Genomic DNA, 20,056 nt, shown 5'->3' with positions numbered 1-20,056 from the left:
AAGCAGGATTATTTATATTTTATATGCCGTTAAACTCTACAAGGCGTTGTCTTTGCTCATCACTGAGACTGAAAGCAAAATCTTCATGCTCAATTTGCCATGTACCGAAACTCACCAAAAAAGCAATCGCCGGATCTATCTTGTTCGCCGATTTCTTCTTGTTCGGTTTGATATTGGCGTTAGCATCCGTCTCCATCACCACATTACTCATGGCCCATGTCAGAACCGGATCACCGTTGTGACGAATGACCTTACGGTTAACAAACACCTCGGCAGACTTGGCAACGGGGCTAAATCGCATATAAGTTTGTGGGAATGGCTCAACATCCAGACCGGCACCCTGTAACTGGGTTCTTAAATGGGTAGCGTTCCAGGTATCAAAGCCCGTCAGTTTGATGCTAAACCGTCCGCTATCTTTTAAAATGTCATCCCGTATTCGGTCATAATCAATACAGTCGCCCGGTGTAATGCGTAACCAGCCTTGTTTCGCCCATTGACGATAAATGGCCCGGTTCTTATTGGCGGGGTGCTGTAATTGTGCTTCGGGTAGGTAATGGCGGGTGAGTAATAACAACTCGTTTTCTACCGGGAAGGTATAGCACACACTGGTGATATCTCCTGTAGAAGACAAATCCAGTCCGGCGTAACATTCCCGCCCGTACAGGTCAGATTCTTCATAGTCAGCTTGACAGGCAAGCCAGGCCCCTTCACCCATCCACGGCGTTTCTCCCTGACACCAGATATTAAAGCGTTTGGTCAACATTTCCGTCCATTGTGAGGGAATCCCTCGCGCTTTTTGTATCGTGTCATGCAGTGCATCCGCGTCAACCGAGACATTCAGATTCGGATTGGCTTTACTCCATAGTCTTTCATCGTCAATTTCGCTTTCATCATCCAGTTCATAAATCAGGGCAAATAACGATTCGTTTTGTTCTTCACTATCAAGGATCTGACAGCAATAATCATAGTGTTGTTTACAGGCCGAAATAACGTTACTGCCTGCGGTGGTAATGGCAAACAGGATACCTTCGGGACGTGCCCCCATCCCCAATTCAAGGGCTGAATAAACCGCGTTATCCGGGTGCAAATGGTATTCATCCACAATAGCAAGACTGGGGTTCGTGCCTTCAATGGTGGCCGCTTTAGCTGCAAGGGGCTTTAACAGGCTATTTGTTTTGGGGTAAACCACTTTATGCTGCTGTATTGTTACGCGTTTTTTCAGGGGTTTTGATAGCAGGCACATTTGACGGGCATCATCAAACACAATACGGGCTTGATCCCGACTCACGGCGGCGGTGTAAATATCTTGCTGTCCGTTCTCCATGACCAGAAACCAGTTAGCCAGTATCGCGGCGACCGTCGATTTGGAGTTTTTTCTCGGTACCTGAATATAAGCACTGCGGTATTTTCTTCGCCCGGTAGTGTTGACTTTGAAGCCTAATAGGTTAGCAAAGGCAAATTGCTGCCACGGTTCAAGTTCTATCGGCTTCCCTCGCAAGTGCCCTTTAACGTGCGGACAGACACGAGAAAACCCGATAAAACGCTCTACAATTGCGGTATCAAACGTGTAAAGCGGATTATTGAGGTCACTATAATAGCGTTCAACAGCTTGTTTCAGACGCTTACACGCCGGAATTTTGCCCATTCTTACGTCTTCGGCGTAGTGTTCCCAGGCGTTCATAGGCGATCTAACTCGTCCTCTTCCTCGGTTTCTACGGGGTTTTTACGCCGTGATACCGGATCAAAGCCTAGCAAAGACGACATTTTAATCATGATTTTTTCCGCATCAGCCTTAGCACTTAATGAAGGATTACGGCTTTCACTGCCCTGACTGTTTGCAATGCTGAATCCTCGTTCGTCCAGGTCGGCAACGGCTTTCCGGTACATAGCATAGTTGACGCAATACAATTCAAGATTATTCCAGTCGGCAGGGGTGAGATCGTCACGCTCTGATAACACTTTCGCCTTGGCCTTCCACTCTTTGGTGGCAATGTCATTAAGATAAGTGGGGGGTTTGGGTGCTCTTGCCATAACTCTTTTATTTTCCTATCAAATTATTTTCAAAAAAAATGCCGTGCGTAAAAATTTGAGGGGAGCATCGGTTCCGGCGAGTGGGGCGTTTGTCATTTTTGATGCCCCTACCCCCTCTATACGCTCTCCTAACGATCCCTGAAACATACCATTAGCCCCTTCACGCTGACTTGCACGCCTCGCTACGGGTTTCTCAGGCGGCAATCTGTTTTGATCGTCGATAGAGTTCACTGTGTTTCAATAACCCTTTAACCCATTGATTTATTTGTTGTTCGTTCATTACTGATATATCCAATCATGACGCTGTACCGCTCTTTCTTCCCATTCGCGATATTCGCCGTTCTTACGCTTTTGTTTGGTTATCGGGTCTTGTTTAAACGTTTTGGTGTTATGGCAGCTATGACATATTGATTGGTGATTAAAATCGGGCCAGAACAACACATCACTGTCACCGTCTATCGGGATAATGTGGTCAACAATGGTTGCAGGGGTGTAGATATTGGCTTTCAGGCAAATCACACATAAGGGATTCGCTTTCAAATACATCAACCGATACTGACCCCATTGATTACTGTAGCCGCGTGCTGTTCGTGTTCCTCGTTTGCTGTCTTGTACCCGTCGGGCTTCCCGTTTGTGCTCATCACATCGACCCGACTTTACGCGCTGTTTGCATCCGGGATAGGCACAACGCTTTAAGGGGCACCACGGCATTAGTACACCCCCACATCACGATAAACCGACCACAACGATTTAATGGTGAACGGTACTTCTTTAAGATCTGCATCTGTTGCCATCTCTCTATTCTCATATAGCAAGCTGATGTAAAGCAGGCAGCCCACTTTAATCGCAGGGGTGAAGACCAAGCCTTCGTCAAACCGCTTACCAATATGTTGCTGGCAGACTTCTAACGCAGCTTCGGCATAGCCCATCAATAACTCATCATCAAGGGTGTCGCTTTCATCCAGTCTGCAATGTCGCTTGATTTCGTTCAGGGGGATTTTAATCTCCGTCATCTGAATACGCCTCCTTTGCAAAGCAGTTCTAAGCGGGTATGTTTGGAATCAGGGATAACCGCCATAATGCTAAAAGCTGTTCCCCTCGTGTTTGCTCCGTGATAGGTAATGCTGTTCGCTGTGGTCACATCAGCACGATAACGCAGCCAGATACGTACGGTGGCTTCTGAGAACACCGCACCGGAAGCCATTCGTTCCCGTCCGCTAATTGCTTTCACTTCCGCCCAGACGGTGGCAACATCCACCCATTTATTAATCACTGAGCCGAAGTCATCACGGCTGATTTCATTTTTCTGGATAGTCACCTGATGCCTTAATCTGCCTGCCCTCATTCTTTGTCCTCCGGTTCAGTGGGCTTCTTCACTTCAACGGTTTGCTTCCACGCCTGACTGAATTCGTCACCACCTTTACGGGGAGATAATCCCTCACGTTCGCGGGCTTCATTCGGGCACATCACCCCGGATTTAATCGCGGTTTCGTAGCTCTGGAAGCGTTCCCTTGGATTGGCCCGAAGCAAATCGGCGGTATCAAACTCCACCTGATAACGAATACCCCGCTTCGGGGATGCTATCAGCAAGGCCGATTTAATTTGTTGCTCAAAGTTGGCAAGCCACGGACGCATGGTGATAGTCAGAAAGGCGCGGGAAGCTTCGCTAAAGTTGCTGTAAGTGCTGTTCGAATACTCCTGCAAAAAGATCGGGCTGACGTTGAACATCCGAGCGATATCGTCAATCGTGAAACGACGAGAGGCCAGCCATTCGGCATCCTGGTTACTCATCCCCAATTGCTGGTATTCCATCCCGCCTTCAAGAATAGGGGTTTTACCCGCATTGCGAGCCCCCTTGTAACGTTCCAGGGCTTCCAGTGCCTTGGCGCCCTTTGCACCATCCAGCCAATCCGCGGATTTAATTACCCCTGACGCCATCATGCCGTCTTTCATGATACTGGCACCGTGGCGTTGTTGTGCCAGCCCTAAGCCCAATGTTTCACGGCAAATGGTGACAGGCGAGCGCCCAAGAAAGCCGTCTTCGGTGGCATAGCGCAAATGCAGGATCTCTTCCTGTAAGTAAGTTTTCACCTTGCCGCTGTAGGGTTCTGTGATGGTGTACGCGAACCGGTGATCGGATAGCCGTTGAGACACTACCGAAGACGGCGGGTAAGGATGCAGGGATTGAGGCTGACCATCCCGCCCCCAGACAATCACCGCATAGGCATTACCATTCAGCAAACAATGACGCATCAAGGTACGTTTAAACTGAAATGGTGTCTGGCAGTCATTCGGACACTCATTTAGCAGGTAATCAACCGGATGATCACTGAGCCATTCGCGTGATTCGGTCCCGTTCTGGTGCTGTACCCGATAGAGATAACAAGGCATCGTTGCCACGGCTTCACTGATCACGGTGACGGCATTCATTACCGCAGGTAAGCCCTCCGCCGTGGATGGGGAAACATGTTCACCCGATTTGGTGTTAGAGATACCCGCCAGGGAAAGAAACTTATCAAGGGTCATGTTTCGGGTTTCTGGGACTTTTCGCTTAAACGGCCACATGGTTACACCTCGGACAGTTGTAGCCAGTAGTGACGCAAATCAGCATCACAGGGTTTAGCTGCATTCAGTGAGCGCTTGGCAATTTCCACCCCGCTTTCGGGGTAGGCGGGTAAGCTGGTCACGGTGATTTCCCGTAATTCAGCTTCCAATACCGTTCTGACATAGGGTGATTGATCGATATCCCAATGATCTTTCAGTGACCTAAATCCGAAGGATATACCGGAGATATCACCCCGCTCCACCAGCGTAAGTACATCGCGCCCCAATTGTGTATCAGGCGGTATTAACTCGAAACGTAATCCGGTGGCATCTTCGGCAAGCTGTAACGTACCGGATGTGGTACGGCCTAATAGGTTCATGTGATCATGTTCATAAAGTGCCCTGACATCTGCACCAGAAGTTAAACTGGCATTAAAGGCAGTCGGAGCAAACTGCTCAACAAACTCGTCCCACAAGACTTGGGATCGGCTGTTCCATTTAATAACATACCCCACTAGCTTTTTATTAGCAGCGGATAAAGACGCAGTGCGAATTTCAAAATTTTTATTCATCCTATCTCTCATAGGGGACTTTCGCTTACTTCAAGGATCTTTATTGCGTTGGAATCCACCAGACCACCGCCCAAATATTTGTCAGTATGTACCTTATAAAATCCTGGTTCGGTGATATTGTCGGGACGGGTACGTGTGCCGGTCTCATGGTCAACAATGAAATAACCACGCTTAAAGTCGCCCAGACCAATAACACCATCCGGCATAAATTCGAGATAGTGGACAGACAAGCCCAACAACATATCGGGATCACTCGCCTGTAAACGCTCACGCCAGATATAATCCCCGTTGCCATTTTTCAGCTTTTGCACCTTAGCAGCAGTATTGGAATTCATCACCCACACTGAGTTTTTGCGATATTTGATCTTAAGCAAGAACTTAAGATCAATCAGGCTGTCGGCCTCAAGGGTGGTGACTTCCAGCTTTTGCAGGGTACCAAAATCACGTGTCTTGTCGCCTTTCGTGTCACGGTGATAAGAGAGGAAGCCTTTTGCTTTTTTACTGCCGTTACCACTCACAAGATCCGTTTCTTCGGTGTCTACAAAGGTGTCGCCAATTTCTGAGGTCAGCCAGCCCAGAATATCAACGTCGCTAAAATCAATAATCTCTTGTGTCGTTTTGGGATAGGCGTAGATAGGGAACAGCTTAATGCTGATTTCTTCTATTTTTGGTGTTGTTGTCTCATCGCGTACTTTGCCTTCTTCCCCATGCGCCACTGCTGCGCCACCAACTGAAACCAACTGCTTATATTCGCTGCTGCGTGTGGTTTTCACCGTACAGATTTGACGCATCACTGATTCATCAGCAAGTTGTTGCATGATCTGCTTGTTCAGTTCAGGGATGACAGTATAACCTCCATCAACCGGAACGCTGGTAGACAGTGAACGGGTTTCGCCTGTCAGAATATAAGTACGCAATTCGTCATTGCTGAGGCGATCACATTTCTGAACAGGGTTACCCACTTGGGAGCGTTCTTCATCGGCGAGAGCTTCATAACGGACAATTTTAGTATTCAGCGTGTCAGATTGGCTGTGCAGTTCATCAAACTGTTTCGCTTCATCCTCGGTCAGTGAGCGTTTTTCGTCTTCTGCTTTAGTGAGAAGGGTGCGCATTTGACAGGTTAGAGCGGCTTTTTGCTGGCGCAATTCAAGTAATTTTTTCATGGTGTCTCTGCATGTAGGTTAAGGGGTTTGCTGTTCATGCAGGTTTAAAAAAACGGTAGCTGTCAGAACCACCGCTTTAAGGATGTCAGCATGGAATAACTGAAACAAAAGACGTACCTACACGTCGCAGCACCAACCATTTAACACCATGAAAAATAATAAAAAACCCCCTTATCTTGAGGCGCAAAACATGCGATAACATGAGAGCAAAATATTTACAAAACTTTATGTTAATATCTCACGAACAACGGCAAGAAAACGTAAATAGTTTACTGAGAGGCTTACATGAGTTTTAATCTTAATGCGTTGGCATATCCTGAAATTATAATTATTGATAACACAGAACATAGTGCCAGTAGAAAAGGGAATACAGTCAAAATTCCTTATACAGATGAACCTGATGTTGGGATAGGCGATACAATTACTCAAAAATCAGGCAAACGAGTAATTGAACTTAAAGTGTTGGATGTTTCATTTTTACCCGGTGGAACACTACAAGTTGGCACTAAACACAAGCACATGTTAATTATGGAAGTAGAGATTATGACAGCCAGTGAACATAAATCAAAAAATCATAACTCAGTCGTTAAATAAGATTCCAAAATAGCGCTACATCTTATATCACTCATAATTCTATGTATAACAATGGGTTGAAGAAGGCCATGTGTAGCAGAATTACGAAACGTTATTTAATATTGGCAATATATCAGGACATCAGGTGCAGGTTGGTAATAATAATTCTCAAATTACCAACATCAGCATTCAGGATATAGCTGAAAAAATTGCTCAATCCGGTGATAAGGAAGCTAAAAATGTGCTAATAAAGTTTTTAGAGAATAATACTGTAGCAAGTATTGTCGGAGCTGGCGTTACAGGTTTAATTGGCTTACTTTGATATAGCTATATCAAAAGCCGAGTTTATAAGGCTCGGCTATAAGTATATTATTTTTCACTCAGTCATTCAGGTACATCATTTATAATATTTCTGAATCCCTATAACTGTTCCATTAAAACATCTCATTGCTCTTTATTGGCCGCCAATATTTCTTGTGATAAGGAATGTCTTAAACAGCCACCAGAATCTTGAAAGAAAAAAGCGTGACCATTTACCAACTGACGATATTCAGCCGTATGTAAATCGTCTAACTGAATAATATTATGATAATCGTAATGTGTTCTTATATCTTCTTGTGTAATTGGCTTGATGCCCCCTGAAAAATAAAAAAATAATTATTTATGCCAGCCAGAGGATAGCCCCCTGAAAATCTTTTTGAGCCTCTCAACTGTGCACCTTATACATATTTCTTTGTAAGCCTTGATACATCTTGCTTTGCGAGGGTTAACACTGTATTCACCAGCCGTACACCCTGTTCACCCTTACCGTTAATTATTGGTGTATAGCATGCATAGTTGGTGTACAGGTGAAAGATAACTATACACCCTATTTTTGTATTTAAAATCAATTAATTATATGATTTTGTGTATAGGGTGCATACTTAACGTCAAAACTTTATATAGGGTTGGTTATAAGTCTCTGCGTTCAGGTACAGCAGGAAGCCATTCTTCAGCCTCATCACCTAAATTGACGTTGTAAAAATAACCCTGTTTAGTTCTGACTTTTCGGTAATCCTTTTGGTATTCCTGCATCACCTTTGGCATGGATTCACCGAACTTTGTTAATGTGAGCGGCCTATCAAATCCGTAAGCCTCCATAAAAGACAGATAAGCATGATACAGGTAAATACGGGGCGCTCTTGGAACGATGTTCTTATTCCCCATTTTCATGCCAGCAGCTTCACCCAATGAAACCAGATAACCGCAAAAGTTATATAATGGGTCTGAGTGACTCTTCACTGAGAGGGCTTCCCCTGAATCCCGTTGCTTATGCAGTAATTTTCTCGCCTTCTCCTGGCTGGCAAATTCCCCCAGCAAATAACGAATAATGATAGGTAACTCACGGCTAATCTTTTCAGACAATAATGGATCTTTCTCTGATTCCTTAACCGGATTATTAAAAGGAAATATGACACGCCGCCTTGCAATACCGCCATTACGCTCGGTGAAGCTCATTGGCTCGTTATTTGTGGCTAATACAACGGCTTTAATAATCGTTGAAAATTGCTTTTCATATTTGCCGTCAACTTCAATTAAATCACCGCCCGTAATAGCTTTGATACCAGCCCCCTCACCGACATATTTGACCTGATCAGGTAATGTGATAAGACTTTTTCCGACAAACTGATAACGTCCCCTAGCTTCATCCAGTGCTTTCATATTGCCGCTTGCGGTATTGTGTTCACCGGCTAATAAAGTCGCGATATAAGTAAACACACTTTTACCGCTACCGCCTTCGCCTGTCACTTCAATAAATAGCTGCCAGTCATAACGGTTTGCCAATATCATAAACAGGGCGGCATTAATGCGGGCCATCTTGTTCACATCATTACTCGCGGCATGGGATAACCAGCGGTAAAAATTCGGAGCGTGTGCCTGCAAATTTTCCCCTTTTACGGGCTGAGTAAATTCAATGCCATTATGGTTCATTAGCCAGTGTTCAGGTTGGTGAGGCTTAAACACCTTCGTCGATAAATCATAAATACCATTACTAAATCCGATGATTTCCCTGAGTTGCTCTCTGATAACAGGGAGTTGCAATTTCATTGCGTTAATCGCGTTGTTTATTCCGCTAGGACTATAGGGTGTGTCATGTTGGTTAAATATCTCAACCATTGAGCGGCGTAAATCACTCCTGGCCTGATCACCTGAATATTCTTTATTATCCTTGTCCGTTGACCAGAAAGCCAACTCCCCCAAAGTAGATAATCCCGCCATAATCGAACTGTGCGCCCCTTCTGAATGCTTGCGCAAATCTTTAAGTTCCTCAGTGCTCATGTTGTTAAAGTCACAGCGTGCTAGGTAGTTATAGATATCAGACATAATTAAGCTCTCCTTGCGCAGGTGTATTCTTTGGTGAGACGGATAGTTGGCATAATGACGAGGTTATCAAAGCCATCACGAACTTCAGATGACGCGATACAAACACCAGATTAGACTTACCCACCAGTAGACTCGCTTCATTTTCGCTATCCACCAATCGTTGATTGCTTGACGCAATTAGGAATGTAAATTTAAGGCGAGTTTGGTTATGCTGTTGTATAGCCATAATCGTTACCTGTATTAACGGTTGTTGGTTAGACGCCTCGATAGTGTTAGCCTTACTTCGGGGCGTTGTTTTTGGTTCACACTTGTCATACACTTGGTATACGAAGGCAATATAAACAGGAGTAAACCAAGTGTCAACCATTAGGATATCAGGAAAGGGAAATAAGCAAATCGCATTAAGAGTAGAACCATCCCTTGAGCAAGGAATAAAAGCAGCGTTAGCCCAAGATGGCGACGCTTCTGTTTCTGCATGGATAAAGCGCATTATCCGTAAAGAATTACAAGCAAGAGGTATCGAATCTAACTCTTGAACCAACCAACAATTAGTTGTCTGGTTAACTGAGTAAATCTTATTACCTCGGTTAACCGCTCCTCTAAAAGAGGGTAAGTTAACTAATTGATTTACTTCGTTCCTCAGATTTGAGGCATCATTAATGCGTTGATTTGCTTCACGAAGCAAAAAGCTGATTATTTTAAGGGTAGTATTCGCCGTGCTATCCTTTTCTTTTTGTACTCCACTAAATGGTGGCTGCAAACTTTGACCAGACTGTATATTCGTAGTCTGAATATTTATCAGTGGATTAACGTGATTGTTAGGTTGGAACATTAAATGTTCCATGATATTTACCGGCATCACTATTTAGCCTCCATGCGTTTAGCTAACCAACGTTGAGTTAGTTTTGTTAGCTTCTGTTTTCTTTCGTCTTTAGGAATATCCAGATCAAATAAAGCAGCACTACGCATTTCCAAATAAGTAAGTAATTCCAACTGCTCCGTGCTCATATTGTCCCGAATTTGCCTTGTGTGAATATCGCGAGTTTTAGCCCACCGTTTCGGAGACTCACCAAGTACAAGCGTATTAAGGAAATAAAACTCATTGCTATAGGTGTGTCCTCGCTGATCATCACCGTTACGCTCAATGTATAACTTCACAGCATCAGCAAGACTGCGATACTCGGCCTTAGTTTCCAGGCGTTCGGTGATCCAGTTCTCCATGTAGTTAAACTGTTTGATATAGTTTTCTTTGAACGCAGCCGCTTTCTTGCCAGTGAAGCCCATTACAAGGAATGAAAAACCATCTTTTGTTACTTCATAGGAATCATACTCATTACCACGATGCCAATATTGAACCCGCCGAAAGTTGCGGGTTAAAAATTCGTCAGAGCAATCTAGATTTTCAATTCTTTTTATTATTTTGTCGTGGTCACGTTTAAAATATTTTCCAATTGCCTGAGAAGTCGTTACTGGTTTATTGCCAACAATAATTACTTCTGGCATTGCTAAAGCAGATTTATTTGCATCTTTACAGAACAATTCATTATTCAAAATATCGCTCCGGCTGAATTTAGAGTAAATTTGACCGTTGCCAACCAAGGCAGTAATTTTTTTCATGATGTTATTCCTTAATTAGCTGGTTTACGGCTATATGGGTTATTCACGTTTTCTATAGTTGGAGGATTACGTATCCACCATAAAACATCACTTAAAAGCCACGCGCAGGAATTACGACCAAAATGACAACGAGGGGGAAATAGACCTAGACTTTCTAATTTGTGGCAATGTCCTCTCGATATACTCGTTAGTCTTTTTCTCTCTGCTTCCCTTATTCTTCGCTCGAATTCTCCATAAACGGAAAGAACATATTTCCTCTGTTCGTCAGTAGGTAATATGAATTTTTTCATTACATTACCTCACCGCGAGATTCCGCGATACGTTGATCTATCCAGCTATCAATTTCTGATTCAACAAAAGCGACTGAGCGAGTACCGATTTTAACTTGCTTTGGGAATTTATCATCTGCGATAAGTCTGTAAATCCACGCCTTGCTATAACCAGTTCTGCGTTGAACTTCGGGTAGACGAATAAAATTTTTAGCCATTTTGTTTACTCCTATGTACGTTCAAATTACAAGAGCGATGTTGGCATAAGAATATACCCTGATAGCAAGATCTTTAGGGTTCAGGGTAATTTACTGTGAGGGTAATAGGAGCTTACTTGAAGGATAAGGGCAGATGGATAATCTACCCTGATAGTAACTTTGTTATCTCTTTATTGGACACGCCACAAGCTCTATACATTCAGCTTGTTTCTTTGAAAAACCCCGATCAACAAGAGCTGTTATGATACTCTCTTGATTACCTCGGGTTGATTTATCATCAGGATTATATCCAACCCATTCTTTATTTCTTATTTCTATAGCAAGAGCTAATGGATCGTCTTGTCTAAAATTGTTCAAAAATAAGATATCATCTTTTGAATTTAATTCGTTAGCTTTGCGTAATAAATCAATTTCTTTACGAAGCTCTTCTATGATTTCATCTTTACTATCTTCTTTCTCATCTGCTAATGTCATCATTCCAATAGGTGAATCGGTGATAGGAAAATCTATATCTATTTTATGATTCTTAAAAAAGGAAATTAGTCTGTTTTTATCGAAACCATAAGTTGAATAACATCTTTCATTAAATAGCACCGGAAAACCAATTATCATTGATAGTAATTCACCTTTCATTTCATGCTGCTCAACACAAACTCTTTTATTTTCATCAAAGAAAATGAGTGGAGGTATTCCAGATATATACGAATTTCTACGCATCAATCTATTGGGATGGATATATTTCTGTAACCATTTTGCAGCTTCAACCAAATCAGCACCAAGTAACTTACTTTTAATTGTTAGAACCACATCCCTGAAAGTAACGAATTGGATTTCAACATCCCTAGTCATCGTGTCACCTCACGTCCTCTATTTGTAGGAGCTATGCCAGTCCGTAGAGGTGTACGGGTTTTCGGGAGCGACCCTAGGCATAGCTTTATTCTTTAACGTCTTGGATAGTCTACTAAAGACAATTATCACTGTCTATTCATCCAGCCTTACAAGTATCCAATTTGTGACTTTATACAAAGCTATTTCCGGCTCTTTTTAGCGAAATCATACGGTGTTATATGTTTTTCTCTATTTGCATCCAAATAGTCCGCCCACCACTGAACCATTAACCGCCTTTCATCTAAATGTTTAGAAGTATGAATGTATGCAGCCTTAACCTTTTTTCTTTCTACATGGCTTAACTGGCGTTCTATTGCGTCATCATTCCATAATCCAGACTCACCCATAGCACCGCGTGCCATTGTTCTAAATCCATGTCCACAGACTTCTGTTTTGGTGTCATAGCCCATAACGCGCAAGGCATTATTAATTGTGCTTTCACTCATGACTTTCTTTGGGTCATGATCGTTAGGGAACATCACTTCACAATCGCCACTCAGCCCGTATAAGGTTTCGATGATAGAAACAGCCTGACGACTCAATGGTACAATATGCTCTGTTTTCATTTTCATGCCACGTTCAGAAAACTTGACCTTTTCAATGGGTTTTCTTGTTGCGGGTATACACCAGATAGCCCTCTCAATATCTATCTCTCCCCAACGCGCAAATCTCAACTCACTAGAACGAACAAACGTGAGTAAAGTTAGTTCTACTGCGAGGCGAGTGATTAAGCGTCCTCGATAGCAAGAAATGCGGGTAAGAAATTCGGGTAAACGTTCATGGGATAGGGCAGGGTGATGGTTGGATTTCACTGTAGTGAGAGCGCCAGCCATATCATTGGCAGGGCTGGATTCAAGAATATCATTCTGGACGGCATAACGCATAATAGCAGTAACACGCTGTTGCAATCGTTGGGCAATGTCATGTTTACCATCGGCATCAACGGCTTTGATCGGAGCTAAAAGGTGGCTTGTTCTTAAAGTAGATATATCGAGCGTACCAATATGAGGAAAAATATAATGTTCAAGGCTACGCAGAACTCGGTTGCTGTGATCTTCACTCCATCGTTTATTGCTTGTGTGCCATTCTCGGGCAATTAGTTCAAAGGTATATGTCTCCTTTGACTCGGATTGTGCTCCTTTTTTCTCTGCTTTAGGGTCAATACCTTGAACAAGCAACTTTTTAGCTTCATCTCTTTTAATTCTTGCATCAGCTAAAGACACTACCGGATATACACCAAAAGCTAGTCGGTCTTCTTTCTTATCGGTAGGACGGCGGTATTTCATGCGCCAGTATTTAGAACCGCGTGAAGTGATTTCCAGATAGAGGCCGCCACCATCAGCGAGTTTATAGGTTTTCTCTTTGGGTTTTGCTGTGTCGATTTGTCGTGCGTTTAGTTTCATTATGGGGGCACATTTAAAATAGAAGTGCAGGTGCCCCAGATTATGCCCCTTGGTGCATATTGATTGCAATAGACTAGAATAGATGTAAAAAGAAAAGACCTGATTGATTTATCAGGTCTTTCTAAGAGATTGTTTACTTGATTAGACATCAATAAACTTATATATGGTGCCCAGGGCGGGACTTGAACCCGCACAGCCTTACAGCCGAGGGATTTTAAATCCCTTGTGTCTACCGATTTCACCACCTGGGCTGAATTTGGAGGCGCGTCCCGGAGTCGAACCGAGGTTGACGGATTTGCAATCCGCTGCATGGCCACTCTGCCAACGCGCCTTATTTATCAGCTATTAAGTTACTAACCATTCATCCTAACTAGTAACTTGGAGCGGGAAACGAGACTCGAACTCGCGACCCCAACCTTGGCAAGGTTGTGCTCTACCAACTGAGCTATTCCCGCACCGCTTCGAACTGGCTGATTTACTTATTTGTTTTCGTAAATCTCATCTGCCGTTCGATGCGTTGCATTCTACTTACTTCACGTATTGAGTCAACACAATTATTGTTAGGGTGTGTTTGTTCGATGATTTTTACGTCACTTCGATCAAGCTTCACGCAAATCAGACCACGCCGCGTTGACATATTGAAACATTGACCAAAATGTCATCACTGTAGCAACATAAAGTAATATGAATCCACCCAGCTCGAATTCAAAACTAGGGCGCCATAATAAGGCAATTAATGCCGCCATCTGTGCTGTTGTTTTTACCTTACCCATCCAGGAAACGGCAACGTTACTGCGCTTTCCTAATTCAGCCATCCATTCCCTGAGAGAAGAGATGATAATTTCACGTGCTATCATGGTTGCAGCGGGGAGTGTTATCCACCATGTATGATAATGCTCGGAAACTAATACTAATGCGGCAGCAACCATGATTTTGTCAGCGACAGGATCAAGAAATGCGCCAAAGCGAGTTGTCTGCTTCCAAAGGCGGGCAAGAAAACCGTCAAACCAGTCTGTCGCCGCAGCGACAACAAAAATTATGGCACAGACCATCGGCGCCCATTTGAATGGCAAATAAAATGCCAGAACAAAAAATGGGATCAGGGCGATACGGAATAGGGTGAGCCATGTTGGTATATTTAATTGCATAGTGCTTCTTAACTATCTGGCTATAGTGGAATTTATAAGTATGGTGCATCAATGCACCTAGTGTTTCAATGCATTATGAATTTTTTCTGCTAATGCATAGGAAATAGTCGGTACTTTTGCGATCTCTTCGACACTTGCATTGCGTAAAGGCTGTAACCCCCCCATATATTTCAGTAACATTTGCCGGCGTTTTGGACCAACACCGGCAATAGATTCCAGCGTACTGGTTTTTCTCACTTTATCTCTCCGCTGGCGGTGCCCCGTTATCGCATGGTTATGTGATTCGTCACGGATATGTTGAATCACATGCAGGGCAGGTGAGTCCGGTGGCAGTGCCATACTTTCACCTTCTGCCGCGAAAAATAGCGTTTCAAGCCCGGCTTTGCGATCACTTCCTTTGGCAACGCCTATCAATTGTGGGCGTGTTTTGTCCCATTCAACATCAAGAGACTGGAATACATCTATTGCCTGAGCTAATTGCCCTTTACCGCCATCAATAAAAATAATGTCGGGAATTTTTGATTCATCCAATGCCTTTCCGTATCGACGGCGCAATACTTGATTCATGGCAGCGTAATCATCTCCGGGCGTGATGCCACTAATATTATAGCGCCGATATTCAGAACGTAGTGGGCCATTACTGTCAAAAACAACACAAGATGCAACAGTTTGTTCCCCCATAGTGTGACTGATATCAAAACATTCCATTCTCTGAATTTTTGCCAACTGAACTAAATGGGCGAGAGATTCTAGTCTTCGGTGAATGGTAGATTGTTGAGATAAGCGGGTAATCAACGCTGTTGCTGCATTTGTCCGGGCGAGTTTCAGATAATGGGCCCTGTCTCCGCGAGGGCGGGTTTGAATATGAATTTTTCGACCAGATATTTCAGATAAAGAATCAGATAAAATATCTTTCTCTTGCAGAGCAAAATCCAGCAAAATTTCTGATGGCAAAGTCCGGTTTTGGCTGCCTTGTAAATAAAATTGACCAAGGAATGTTTGCACAATCTCGTCGGGTTTTGTCCCGGCCGGTATTTTAGGGTAATAACTTCGGCTCCCCAGTACTTTGCCCTGACGTATAAACAGGACATGCAGGCAAGCCATGCCCGTTTCAAATGCAATGCTGATAACATCCAGGTCGTCGTCTGTGCCTGAAACAAATTGTCTCTCAGTGACCTGACGAACGGTTTGAATTTGATCGCGATATCTTGCAGCATCTTCAAACTTCAGTTGCTGGCTGGCTTCTTCCATTCGGCTAATCAATTTGGTTAAAACTTGCTGATCTTTGCCTGAAAGGAACAGGCGAATATAATCAACTTGTTGTTGATATTCTTCTTCACTTACCAAACCGTTAACGCAAGGTCCAAGACATCGGCCAATTTGATATTGAAGGCATGGCCGGGAGCGATTGCGGTAGACACTGTCCTCACATTGCCGGATAGGAAAAAGTTTTTGCAGTAAGATTAATGATTCACGTACCGCATAAGAGCTTGGAAATGGGCCAAAGTATTCACCTTTAGAATGCTTAGCGCCCCGATACATTGCCAGCCGTGGGTGTTTATCTGCGCTGAGAAAAATATAAGGATAAGATTTGTCATCTCGCAGTAAAACGTTATATCGGGGCTGATAAAGCTTGATGTAATTATGCTCGAGTAACAACGCTTCGGTTTCTGTATGTGTGACAGTAACATCTATTTGAGCAATGTTTTTGACCAGCGATTCGGTTTTACGGCTGGCGACCTGCGCCCGAAAATAACTGGAAAGCCGCTTTTTTAAATCTTTAGCTTTACCGACATAAATAACCGTTCCCGAGGTGTCGTACATACGATAAACACCAGGCTGACTGGTTACTGTTTTTAAAAATGCTTTTGAATCAAATTGTTCCGTCACTATTTAATAGACTCTCTGTGTCGAACAGCCCATAACGTATTGCCATATGTGTTAATTCTACATCACCGCTGATATTGAGTTTACTAAACATTCTATAACGATAGCTATTGATGGTCTTTGGGCTGAGGTTAAGTTGTTCAGAGATATCACTCACTTTTTGTCCTTTTGTGATCATCAGCATAATCTGTAATTCACGATCAGACAGGCAACTTAGTGGATTATCTGCCTGTGGGTTAATTTGGCTAAGGGCCATCTGCTGGGCAATATCGGGAGCGATATAGCGCTGCCCGGCATTAACAGTACGGATCGCATTGACCATATCCTGAGGGGTAGAGGCTTTACTGAGATACCCTCTGGCGCCTGCCTGCATCATCTTCATCGGTAATGGATTTTCAGTATAGATAGTCAACATAATTACCCGGACATCAGGATGGTAACGCAGGATTCTTTTTGTTGTCTCCAGGCCACCGATGCCTGGCATATTCATATCCATTAACACGATATCTACTTTATTCGTCCGGCACCATTTTATCGCGTCTTCACCACAATTGACTTCTCCTGTAACTGTTATCCCTTTCACGTCATCAAGAATACGTTTTACACCAACCCTGACCAATTCATGATCATCGACTAACAAAACATTTATCAAAAAAGTATCTCCAACTGGCCCTATGCTCATACATGAGCTTTCATTGATATTGCTTGTGAATTAAATTTGTTTCAGAAGAGTTAACTTCAGTAATCTATTTTTTGATTTTTAGTAAAAATTATATAAAACAATAGAATAGATAAATTATCGCAAAAATTCATCAGGAATGTGAATATTATACTTATATCTCTCAAAGACAAAAGAGAATTATCTTATATGGCAACATGTATTATTTATTTACAACAATAACATCCCGCATATTCTGATTATCATAGAATTAATAACTGCAAAAATAGTTATAAAATAAATAGTTTTAACAATTTGTTAACATTTGTTTTTGTAGATATATTTACCAGATGTATAAAAATAGGGGATGGATTATGTGGTATAGTTATTATTTTCATGACGTAATTAACACTTAAGCAGGTAACGACTATGGGTAACATTGATTTGGCTTCATCTTCCGATACCGAAATCCTGGCAACAGAAGTGGCATGTTTAAAAATGTTGTTGGCTTCGGCTCTTAAAACGCTGGGGCAAGCTAATGCCGGGAAAGTTATACTGAATGTGGAGCGTGCTATTGCAGAAATGGACGATGAAAAACAAGCTAAGATATTTGAAAATACTGTTCAGCAAATAAAAGCGTTATACCGGCAGTAAAATAGGCTTCAGGGGTTGATGTTATTGCCCCTGTACATGTCACTTTTGGCATCCCTTAAAACGCGATAGATAAAGGACAGGTAAGCAGGTGTGATAGGTGAAAAATCCTTAATCTATCATCGTTATTTTATCGTTATGTACAGGATGATATATTGAATAAAGGTATTAATTGATTTTTTCTTTTGTGAGTAATGGGCTGGATCATCATTGATGACAAACAGTAATAGATTTATTATTATCATGATGATTGATTTTTACTTTTATAAGTGTTTTTTCTTTTTATCATTGTTTTCGTTTGGTTAAATAACTCATAGTAATTAACCGGATATAGAGTATACTAAATGTAGTAGTCTGGTTTGGTATGTAAATATAGGAGAGTGCATATGTACAAAACTATTTTAGTACCGGTAGATATTTCAGAAGATGAACTAACGAGTAAAGCGGTTAAGCATGCACTGTCTTTAGCTAAAGAAACGGGTGCGCAGCTCCATATACTTCATGTGTTGCCAATCTCATCGGCGATTGTTAATGCATATTCATTAGGATATGAGGAAATTAGGGATAAAGCGACAATTAAAGCAGAAGATGATTTAAAAGTGCTGCTTGATAAGATGGATATTCCTGATGATAAGCTATCCTATTCCATTGCATTTGGTTCACCAAGAGACGAAATAACCGCAACTGCTATAGAAATTAATGCTGATCTTATTGTTATTGGCTCAAGGAGACCCAATATCACAACGCATTTATTAGGATCTAATGCAGCAGGCGTTGTCAAATACTCGAAAATATCTGTTTTGGTTATCAGGTAAGATAGCTGAAATTTAGAGCCTATCCCAGTAGGCGTAATTGTTGCAGACTGTTCTTGTGAATGAACAGTGAGCATAGAGAGTGTTCAGAAAATCGTGGCGTATACAGAGTACGTGAGGAGTGATTCGCTCTTTTTGACAAAGTGGTAAATAAAATAGCCCTAATGGGATGGGCTCTTAATTGGATGGATTGGTAAGCCATCTTAGTATGGCTTACCATTAGTTAAAGCTATTTAGTAAAGCTTGATCTGGCTTCATTTTCATTGAGATTGCATGTGACTGTGCAGAATTATTGCGGATGAAATAATTATGGAGAAATTTACTGATAAACTGATTCGTCTGGATCATTTCCTATGGCGGGTGGCGCGTTTTTACCTTATCGCCGCCACATTTTTCTTTATTGGAATAATTCCGGGTGTGCTGGGGTTTTACCTGATAGAAGGGCACTCATTTTCTGAGTCTTTGCTCAACGCCTTATCTATGCTTGGATCACAGGGGTTAGATCCTGTCCCTGTTAGTTTGCCTGGTAAATATTTTATTGCGATATATGGGTTATTTCTGGAAAGTGTGTTCTTGATTACTTTAGGGCTTGTTGTAACACCTTTCATCCACCGGATATTACACAAATGGCATCTTGACACTGAGTAATGAAAAATGAGTTATACAGTAATTTGTTTGATTTAGTTAAACAACTCACAGCAAATAATGGAATATTTTATATACTCATTGAAGTAGTTCGGTTTGGTATATAAATATAGGAGTGCATATGTACAAGACTATTTTAGTGCCGGTGGAAATTTCAGAAGATGAATTGACCGATAAAGCGATTGCACATGCAGAGTATTTGGCTAAGTTGTCTGATGCCAATATACATCTTTTCCATTCCATTCCTGATGTACCGAGATTTTCAGTTAGTTATAGTTATCATTATGACTTGATCAACTCTTTTGCCAAGAAATCTATTGCAAGATCAGAAGAAGAACTGGCAAAAGTTGTTGAAAAAATAAACTTACCAAAAGAGCGGGTCTCTTTCTCTGTCGCTTTTGGATCACCAAGGGACAAAGTATTATCAACAGCAAATGAGATTAAAGCCGATTTAATTATCATTGGCTCCAGGCGACCTAATATTTCGACGCATTTATTAGGTTCAAACGCTTCAGGAATTGTCGGATATGCGAATATTTCCGTTTTGGTAGTCAGGTGAGTTATTTATTTAGTAGTGAAAAGACTATCTTCTGTATTGTACCCATTGTTTAAT

The 20,056-nt window shown here is 42.3% G+C and carries 24 protein-coding genes, 3 tRNA genes and 1 pseudogene; 7 read left to right on the top strand and 21 right to left on the bottom strand.

Going from position 1 to position 20,056, the window contains the following annotated elements:
* Window positions 1–19: 19 nt before the first annotated feature.
* The 8 genes from LGZ99_RS16720 to LGZ99_RS16685 form a co-directional block, all read right to left on the bottom strand.
* Entirely contained in the window at window positions 20–1,681 is a 1,662-nt protein-coding gene (locus tag LGZ99_RS16720; protein ID WP_023046162.1) for a terminase large subunit, read from the bottom strand.
* A complete protein-coding gene (locus LGZ99_RS16715) occupies window positions 1,678–2,031 on the bottom strand; it encodes a phage terminase small subunit P27 family (protein ID WP_023046163.1) in 354 nt (117 codons plus the stop codon). The genes LGZ99_RS16720 and LGZ99_RS16715 overlap by 4 nt, the downstream gene beginning before the upstream one ends.
* 279 nt (window positions 2,032–2,310) lie before the next feature.
* The gene (locus tag LGZ99_RS16710) at window positions 2,311–2,742 is read right to left on the bottom strand and encodes an HNH endonuclease (protein WP_023045458.1); all 432 of its coding nucleotides are present in this window, start codon (window positions 2,740–2,742) and stop codon (window positions 2,311–2,313) included.
* The gene (locus LGZ99_RS16705) at window positions 2,742–3,044 is read right to left on the bottom strand and encodes a head-tail connector protein (RefSeq protein WP_023045459.1); all 303 of its coding nucleotides are present in this window, start codon (window positions 3,042–3,044) and stop codon (window positions 2,742–2,744) included. Before LGZ99_RS16705 ends, LGZ99_RS16710 begins: the two co-directional genes overlap by 1 nt.
* Window positions 3,041–3,376, bottom strand: coding sequence for a phage head closure protein (locus LGZ99_RS16700; protein ID WP_023045460.1), 336 nt, complete (start codon window positions 3,374–3,376; stop codon window positions 3,041–3,043). Before LGZ99_RS16700 ends, LGZ99_RS16705 begins: the two co-directional genes overlap by 4 nt.
* On the bottom strand, window positions 3,373–4,596 hold the full coding sequence (locus tag LGZ99_RS16695) for a phage portal protein (RefSeq protein ID WP_023045461.1): 1,224 nt from the start codon (window positions 4,594–4,596) through the stop codon (window positions 3,373–3,375). Before LGZ99_RS16695 ends, LGZ99_RS16700 begins: the two co-directional genes overlap by 4 nt.
* A gap of 2 nt (window positions 4,597–4,598) precedes the next feature.
* Complete coding sequence (locus LGZ99_RS16690) at window positions 4,599–5,147, bottom strand: HK97 family phage prohead protease (protein ID WP_023045462.1); 549 nt, start codon at window positions 5,145–5,147, stop codon at window positions 4,599–4,601.
* Window positions 5,148–5,155: 8 nt separating this feature from the next.
* Window positions 5,156–6,310, bottom strand: a complete 1,155-nt coding sequence (locus tag LGZ99_RS16685; RefSeq protein ID WP_023045463.1) for a phage major capsid protein — start codon at window positions 6,308–6,310, stop codon at window positions 5,156–5,158.
* Window positions 6,311–6,595: 285 nt separating this feature from the next.
* Here LGZ99_RS16685 and LGZ99_RS16680 point away from each other — a divergent pair, with 285 nt between their 5' ends.
* Window positions 6,596–6,904: a hypothetical protein gene (locus tag LGZ99_RS16680; protein ID WP_023045464.1), complete on the top strand. Its 309-nt coding sequence runs from the start codon at window positions 6,596–6,598 to the stop codon at window positions 6,902–6,904.
* A 124-nt stretch (window positions 6,905–7,028) separates the two neighbouring features.
* Entirely contained in the window at window positions 7,029–7,205 is a 177-nt protein-coding gene (locus LGZ99_RS16675; RefSeq protein ID WP_023045465.1) for a hypothetical protein, read from the top strand.
* 629 nt (window positions 7,206–7,834) lie between these two features.
* On the opposite strand, the pseudogene LGZ99_RS16670 reads toward LGZ99_RS16675, so the two are convergent.
* Window positions 7,835–9,052 (bottom strand): annotated as a pseudogene (locus LGZ99_RS16670) (DNA primase family protein); the annotation flags it as partial.
* Window positions 9,053–9,239: 187 nt separating this feature from the next.
* Window positions 9,240–9,473: a hypothetical protein gene (locus tag LGZ99_RS16665; RefSeq protein ID WP_071789524.1), complete on the bottom strand. Its 234-nt coding sequence runs from the start codon at window positions 9,471–9,473 to the stop codon at window positions 9,240–9,242.
* Between the two features lie 130 nt (window positions 9,474–9,603).
* On the opposite strand from LGZ99_RS16665, the gene LGZ99_RS16660 reads away from it, so the two are divergent.
* Window positions 9,604–9,783, top strand: a complete 180-nt coding sequence (locus LGZ99_RS16660) for a hypothetical protein (protein WP_071789526.1) — start codon at window positions 9,604–9,606, stop codon at window positions 9,781–9,783.
* Between the two features lie 325 nt (window positions 9,784–10,108).
* On the opposite strand, the gene LGZ99_RS16655 is transcribed toward LGZ99_RS16660, so the two are convergent.
* From LGZ99_RS16655 to uvrY, 11 genes are all read right to left on the bottom strand, one after another.
* Window positions 10,109–10,864: a Rha family transcriptional regulator gene (locus tag LGZ99_RS16655; RefSeq protein WP_023045469.1), complete on the bottom strand. Its 756-nt coding sequence runs from the start codon at window positions 10,862–10,864 to the stop codon at window positions 10,109–10,111.
* Between the two features lie 11 nt (window positions 10,865–10,875).
* Window positions 10,876–11,154, bottom strand: coding sequence for an AlpA family phage regulatory protein (locus LGZ99_RS16650; RefSeq protein ID WP_071789528.1), 279 nt, complete (start codon window positions 11,152–11,154; stop codon window positions 10,876–10,878).
* A complete protein-coding gene (locus tag LGZ99_RS16645) occupies window positions 11,154–11,351 on the bottom strand; it encodes a helix-turn-helix transcriptional regulator (RefSeq protein WP_023045470.1) in 198 nt (65 codons plus the stop codon). The genes LGZ99_RS16650 and LGZ99_RS16645 overlap by 1 nt, the downstream gene beginning before the upstream one ends.
* Window positions 11,352–11,513: 162 nt before the next feature.
* Entirely contained in the window at window positions 11,514–12,200 is a 687-nt protein-coding gene (locus tag LGZ99_RS16640) for a hypothetical protein (RefSeq protein ID WP_051769669.1), read from the bottom strand.
* A 179-nt stretch (window positions 12,201–12,379) separates the two neighbouring features.
* Window positions 12,380–13,642 (bottom strand): tyrosine-type recombinase/integrase, encoded by a 1,263-nt coding sequence (locus LGZ99_RS16635; RefSeq protein ID WP_036840956.1) that lies wholly within the window; start codon window positions 13,640–13,642, stop codon window positions 12,380–12,382.
* A 164-nt stretch (window positions 13,643–13,806) separates the two neighbouring features.
* Window positions 13,807–13,893: transfer RNA gene (locus LGZ99_RS16630), tRNA-Leu, on the bottom strand.
* Between the two features lie 6 nt (window positions 13,894–13,899).
* Window positions 13,900–13,973: transfer RNA gene (locus LGZ99_RS16625), tRNA-Cys, on the bottom strand.
* A 48-nt stretch (window positions 13,974–14,021) separates the two neighbouring features.
* Window positions 14,022–14,097, bottom strand: a tRNA-Gly gene (locus LGZ99_RS16620).
* 144 nt (window positions 14,098–14,241) lie between these two features.
* The gene (gene pgsA, locus LGZ99_RS16615) at window positions 14,242–14,790 is read right to left on the bottom strand and encodes a CDP-diacylglycerol--glycerol-3-phosphate 3-phosphatidyltransferase (protein ID WP_021325153.1); all 549 of its coding nucleotides are present in this window, start codon (window positions 14,788–14,790) and stop codon (window positions 14,242–14,244) included.
* Between the two features lie 57 nt (window positions 14,791–14,847).
* Window positions 14,848–16,680, bottom strand: a complete 1,833-nt coding sequence (uvrC, locus tag LGZ99_RS16610; protein WP_036841659.1) for an excinuclease ABC subunit UvrC — start codon at window positions 16,678–16,680, stop codon at window positions 14,848–14,850.
* The gene (gene uvrY, locus LGZ99_RS16605; RefSeq protein WP_021325151.1) at window positions 16,664–17,329 is read right to left on the bottom strand and encodes a UvrY/SirA/GacA family response regulator transcription factor; all 666 of its coding nucleotides are present in this window, start codon (window positions 17,327–17,329) and stop codon (window positions 16,664–16,666) included. The genes uvrC and uvrY overlap by 17 nt, the downstream gene beginning before the upstream one ends.
* A gap of 435 nt (window positions 17,330–17,764) precedes the next feature.
* Here uvrY and LGZ99_RS16600 point away from each other — a divergent pair, with 435 nt between their 5' ends.
* From LGZ99_RS16600 to LGZ99_RS16585, 4 genes are all read left to right on the top strand, one after another.
* A complete protein-coding gene (locus LGZ99_RS16600) occupies window positions 17,765–17,989 on the top strand; it encodes a DUF2594 family protein (protein WP_036841661.1) in 225 nt (74 codons plus the stop codon).
* Between the two features lie 383 nt (window positions 17,990–18,372).
* Window positions 18,373–18,801, top strand: coding sequence for a universal stress protein (locus tag LGZ99_RS16595; RefSeq protein ID WP_021325149.1), 429 nt, complete (start codon window positions 18,373–18,375; stop codon window positions 18,799–18,801).
* A 306-nt stretch (window positions 18,802–19,107) separates the two neighbouring features.
* Complete coding sequence (locus tag LGZ99_RS16590) at window positions 19,108–19,446, top strand: hypothetical protein (RefSeq protein ID WP_021325148.1); 339 nt, start codon at window positions 19,108–19,110, stop codon at window positions 19,444–19,446.
* A gap of 118 nt (window positions 19,447–19,564) precedes the next feature.
* Window positions 19,565–20,002, top strand: a complete 438-nt coding sequence (locus tag LGZ99_RS16585) for a universal stress protein (protein WP_023044257.1) — start codon at window positions 19,565–19,567, stop codon at window positions 20,000–20,002.
* Window positions 20,003–20,056: the final 54 nt, after the last annotated feature.

Origin of the sequence: Photorhabdus temperata (assembly GCF_025384845.1) — a bacterium.
GTDB lineage: Bacteria > Pseudomonadota > Gammaproteobacteria > Enterobacterales > Enterobacteriaceae > Photorhabdus > Photorhabdus temperata.
This window is presented reverse-complemented; position numbering and strand designations above follow the sequence as displayed.

Bases quoted from the DNA above. Each gene is read 5' to 3' on its own strand.
- LGZ99_RS16720 (WP_023046162.1), bottom strand. From the start codon at position 1,681: ATGAACGCCTGGGAACACTACGCCGAAGACGTAAGAATGGGCAAAATT.
- LGZ99_RS16715 (WP_023046163.1), bottom strand. From the start codon at position 2,031: ATGGCAAGAGCACCCAAACCCCCCACTTATCTTAATGACATTGCCACC.
- LGZ99_RS16710 (WP_023045458.1), bottom strand. From the start codon at position 2,742: ATGCCGTGGTGCCCCTTAAAGCGTTGTGCCTATCCCGGATGCAAACAG.
- LGZ99_RS16705 (WP_023045459.1), bottom strand. From the start codon at position 3,044: ATGACGGAGATTAAAATCCCCCTGAACGAAATCAAGCGACATTGCAGA.
- LGZ99_RS16700 (WP_023045460.1), bottom strand. From the start codon at position 3,376: ATGAGGGCAGGCAGATTAAGGCATCAGGTGACTATCCAGAAAAATGAA.
- LGZ99_RS16695 (WP_023045461.1), bottom strand. From the start codon at position 4,596: ATGTGGCCGTTTAAGCGAAAAGTCCCAGAAACCCGAAACATGACCCTT.
- LGZ99_RS16690 (WP_023045462.1), bottom strand. From the start codon at position 5,147: ATGAATAAAAATTTTGAAATTCGCACTGCGTCTTTATCCGCTGCTAAT.
- LGZ99_RS16685 (WP_023045463.1), bottom strand. From the start codon at position 6,310: ATGAAAAAATTACTTGAATTGCGCCAGCAAAAAGCCGCTCTAACCTGT.
- LGZ99_RS16680 (WP_023045464.1), top strand. From the start codon at position 6,596: ATGAGTTTTAATCTTAATGCGTTGGCATATCCTGAAATTATAATTATT.
- LGZ99_RS16665 (WP_071789524.1), bottom strand. From the start codon at position 9,473: ATGGCTATACAACAGCATAACCAAACTCGCCTTAAATTTACATTCCTA.
- LGZ99_RS16655 (WP_023045469.1), bottom strand. From the start codon at position 10,864: ATGAAAAAAATTACTGCCTTGGTTGGCAACGGTCAAATTTACTCTAAA.
- LGZ99_RS16650 (WP_071789528.1), bottom strand. From the start codon at position 11,154: ATGAAAAAATTCATATTACCTACTGACGAACAGAGGAAATATGTTCTT.
- LGZ99_RS16645 (WP_023045470.1), bottom strand. From the start codon at position 11,351: ATGGCTAAAAATTTTATTCGTCTACCCGAAGTTCAACGCAGAACTGGT.
- LGZ99_RS16640 (WP_051769669.1), bottom strand. From the start codon at position 12,200: ATGACTAGGGATGTTGAAATCCAATTCGTTACTTTCAGGGATGTGGTT.
- LGZ99_RS16635 (WP_036840956.1), bottom strand. From the start codon at position 13,642: ATGAAACTAAACGCACGACAAATCGACACAGCAAAACCCAAAGAGAAA.
- pgsA (WP_021325153.1), bottom strand. From the start codon at position 14,790: ATGCAATTAAATATACCAACATGGCTCACCCTATTCCGTATCGCCCTG.
- LGZ99_RS16600 (WP_036841661.1), top strand. From the start codon at position 17,765: ATGGGTAACATTGATTTGGCTTCATCTTCCGATACCGAAATCCTGGCA.
- LGZ99_RS16595 (WP_021325149.1), top strand. From the start codon at position 18,373: ATGTACAAAACTATTTTAGTACCGGTAGATATTTCAGAAGATGAACTA.
- LGZ99_RS16590 (WP_021325148.1), top strand. From the start codon at position 19,108: ATGGAGAAATTTACTGATAAACTGATTCGTCTGGATCATTTCCTATGG.
- LGZ99_RS16585 (WP_023044257.1), top strand. From the start codon at position 19,565: ATGTACAAGACTATTTTAGTGCCGGTGGAAATTTCAGAAGATGAATTG.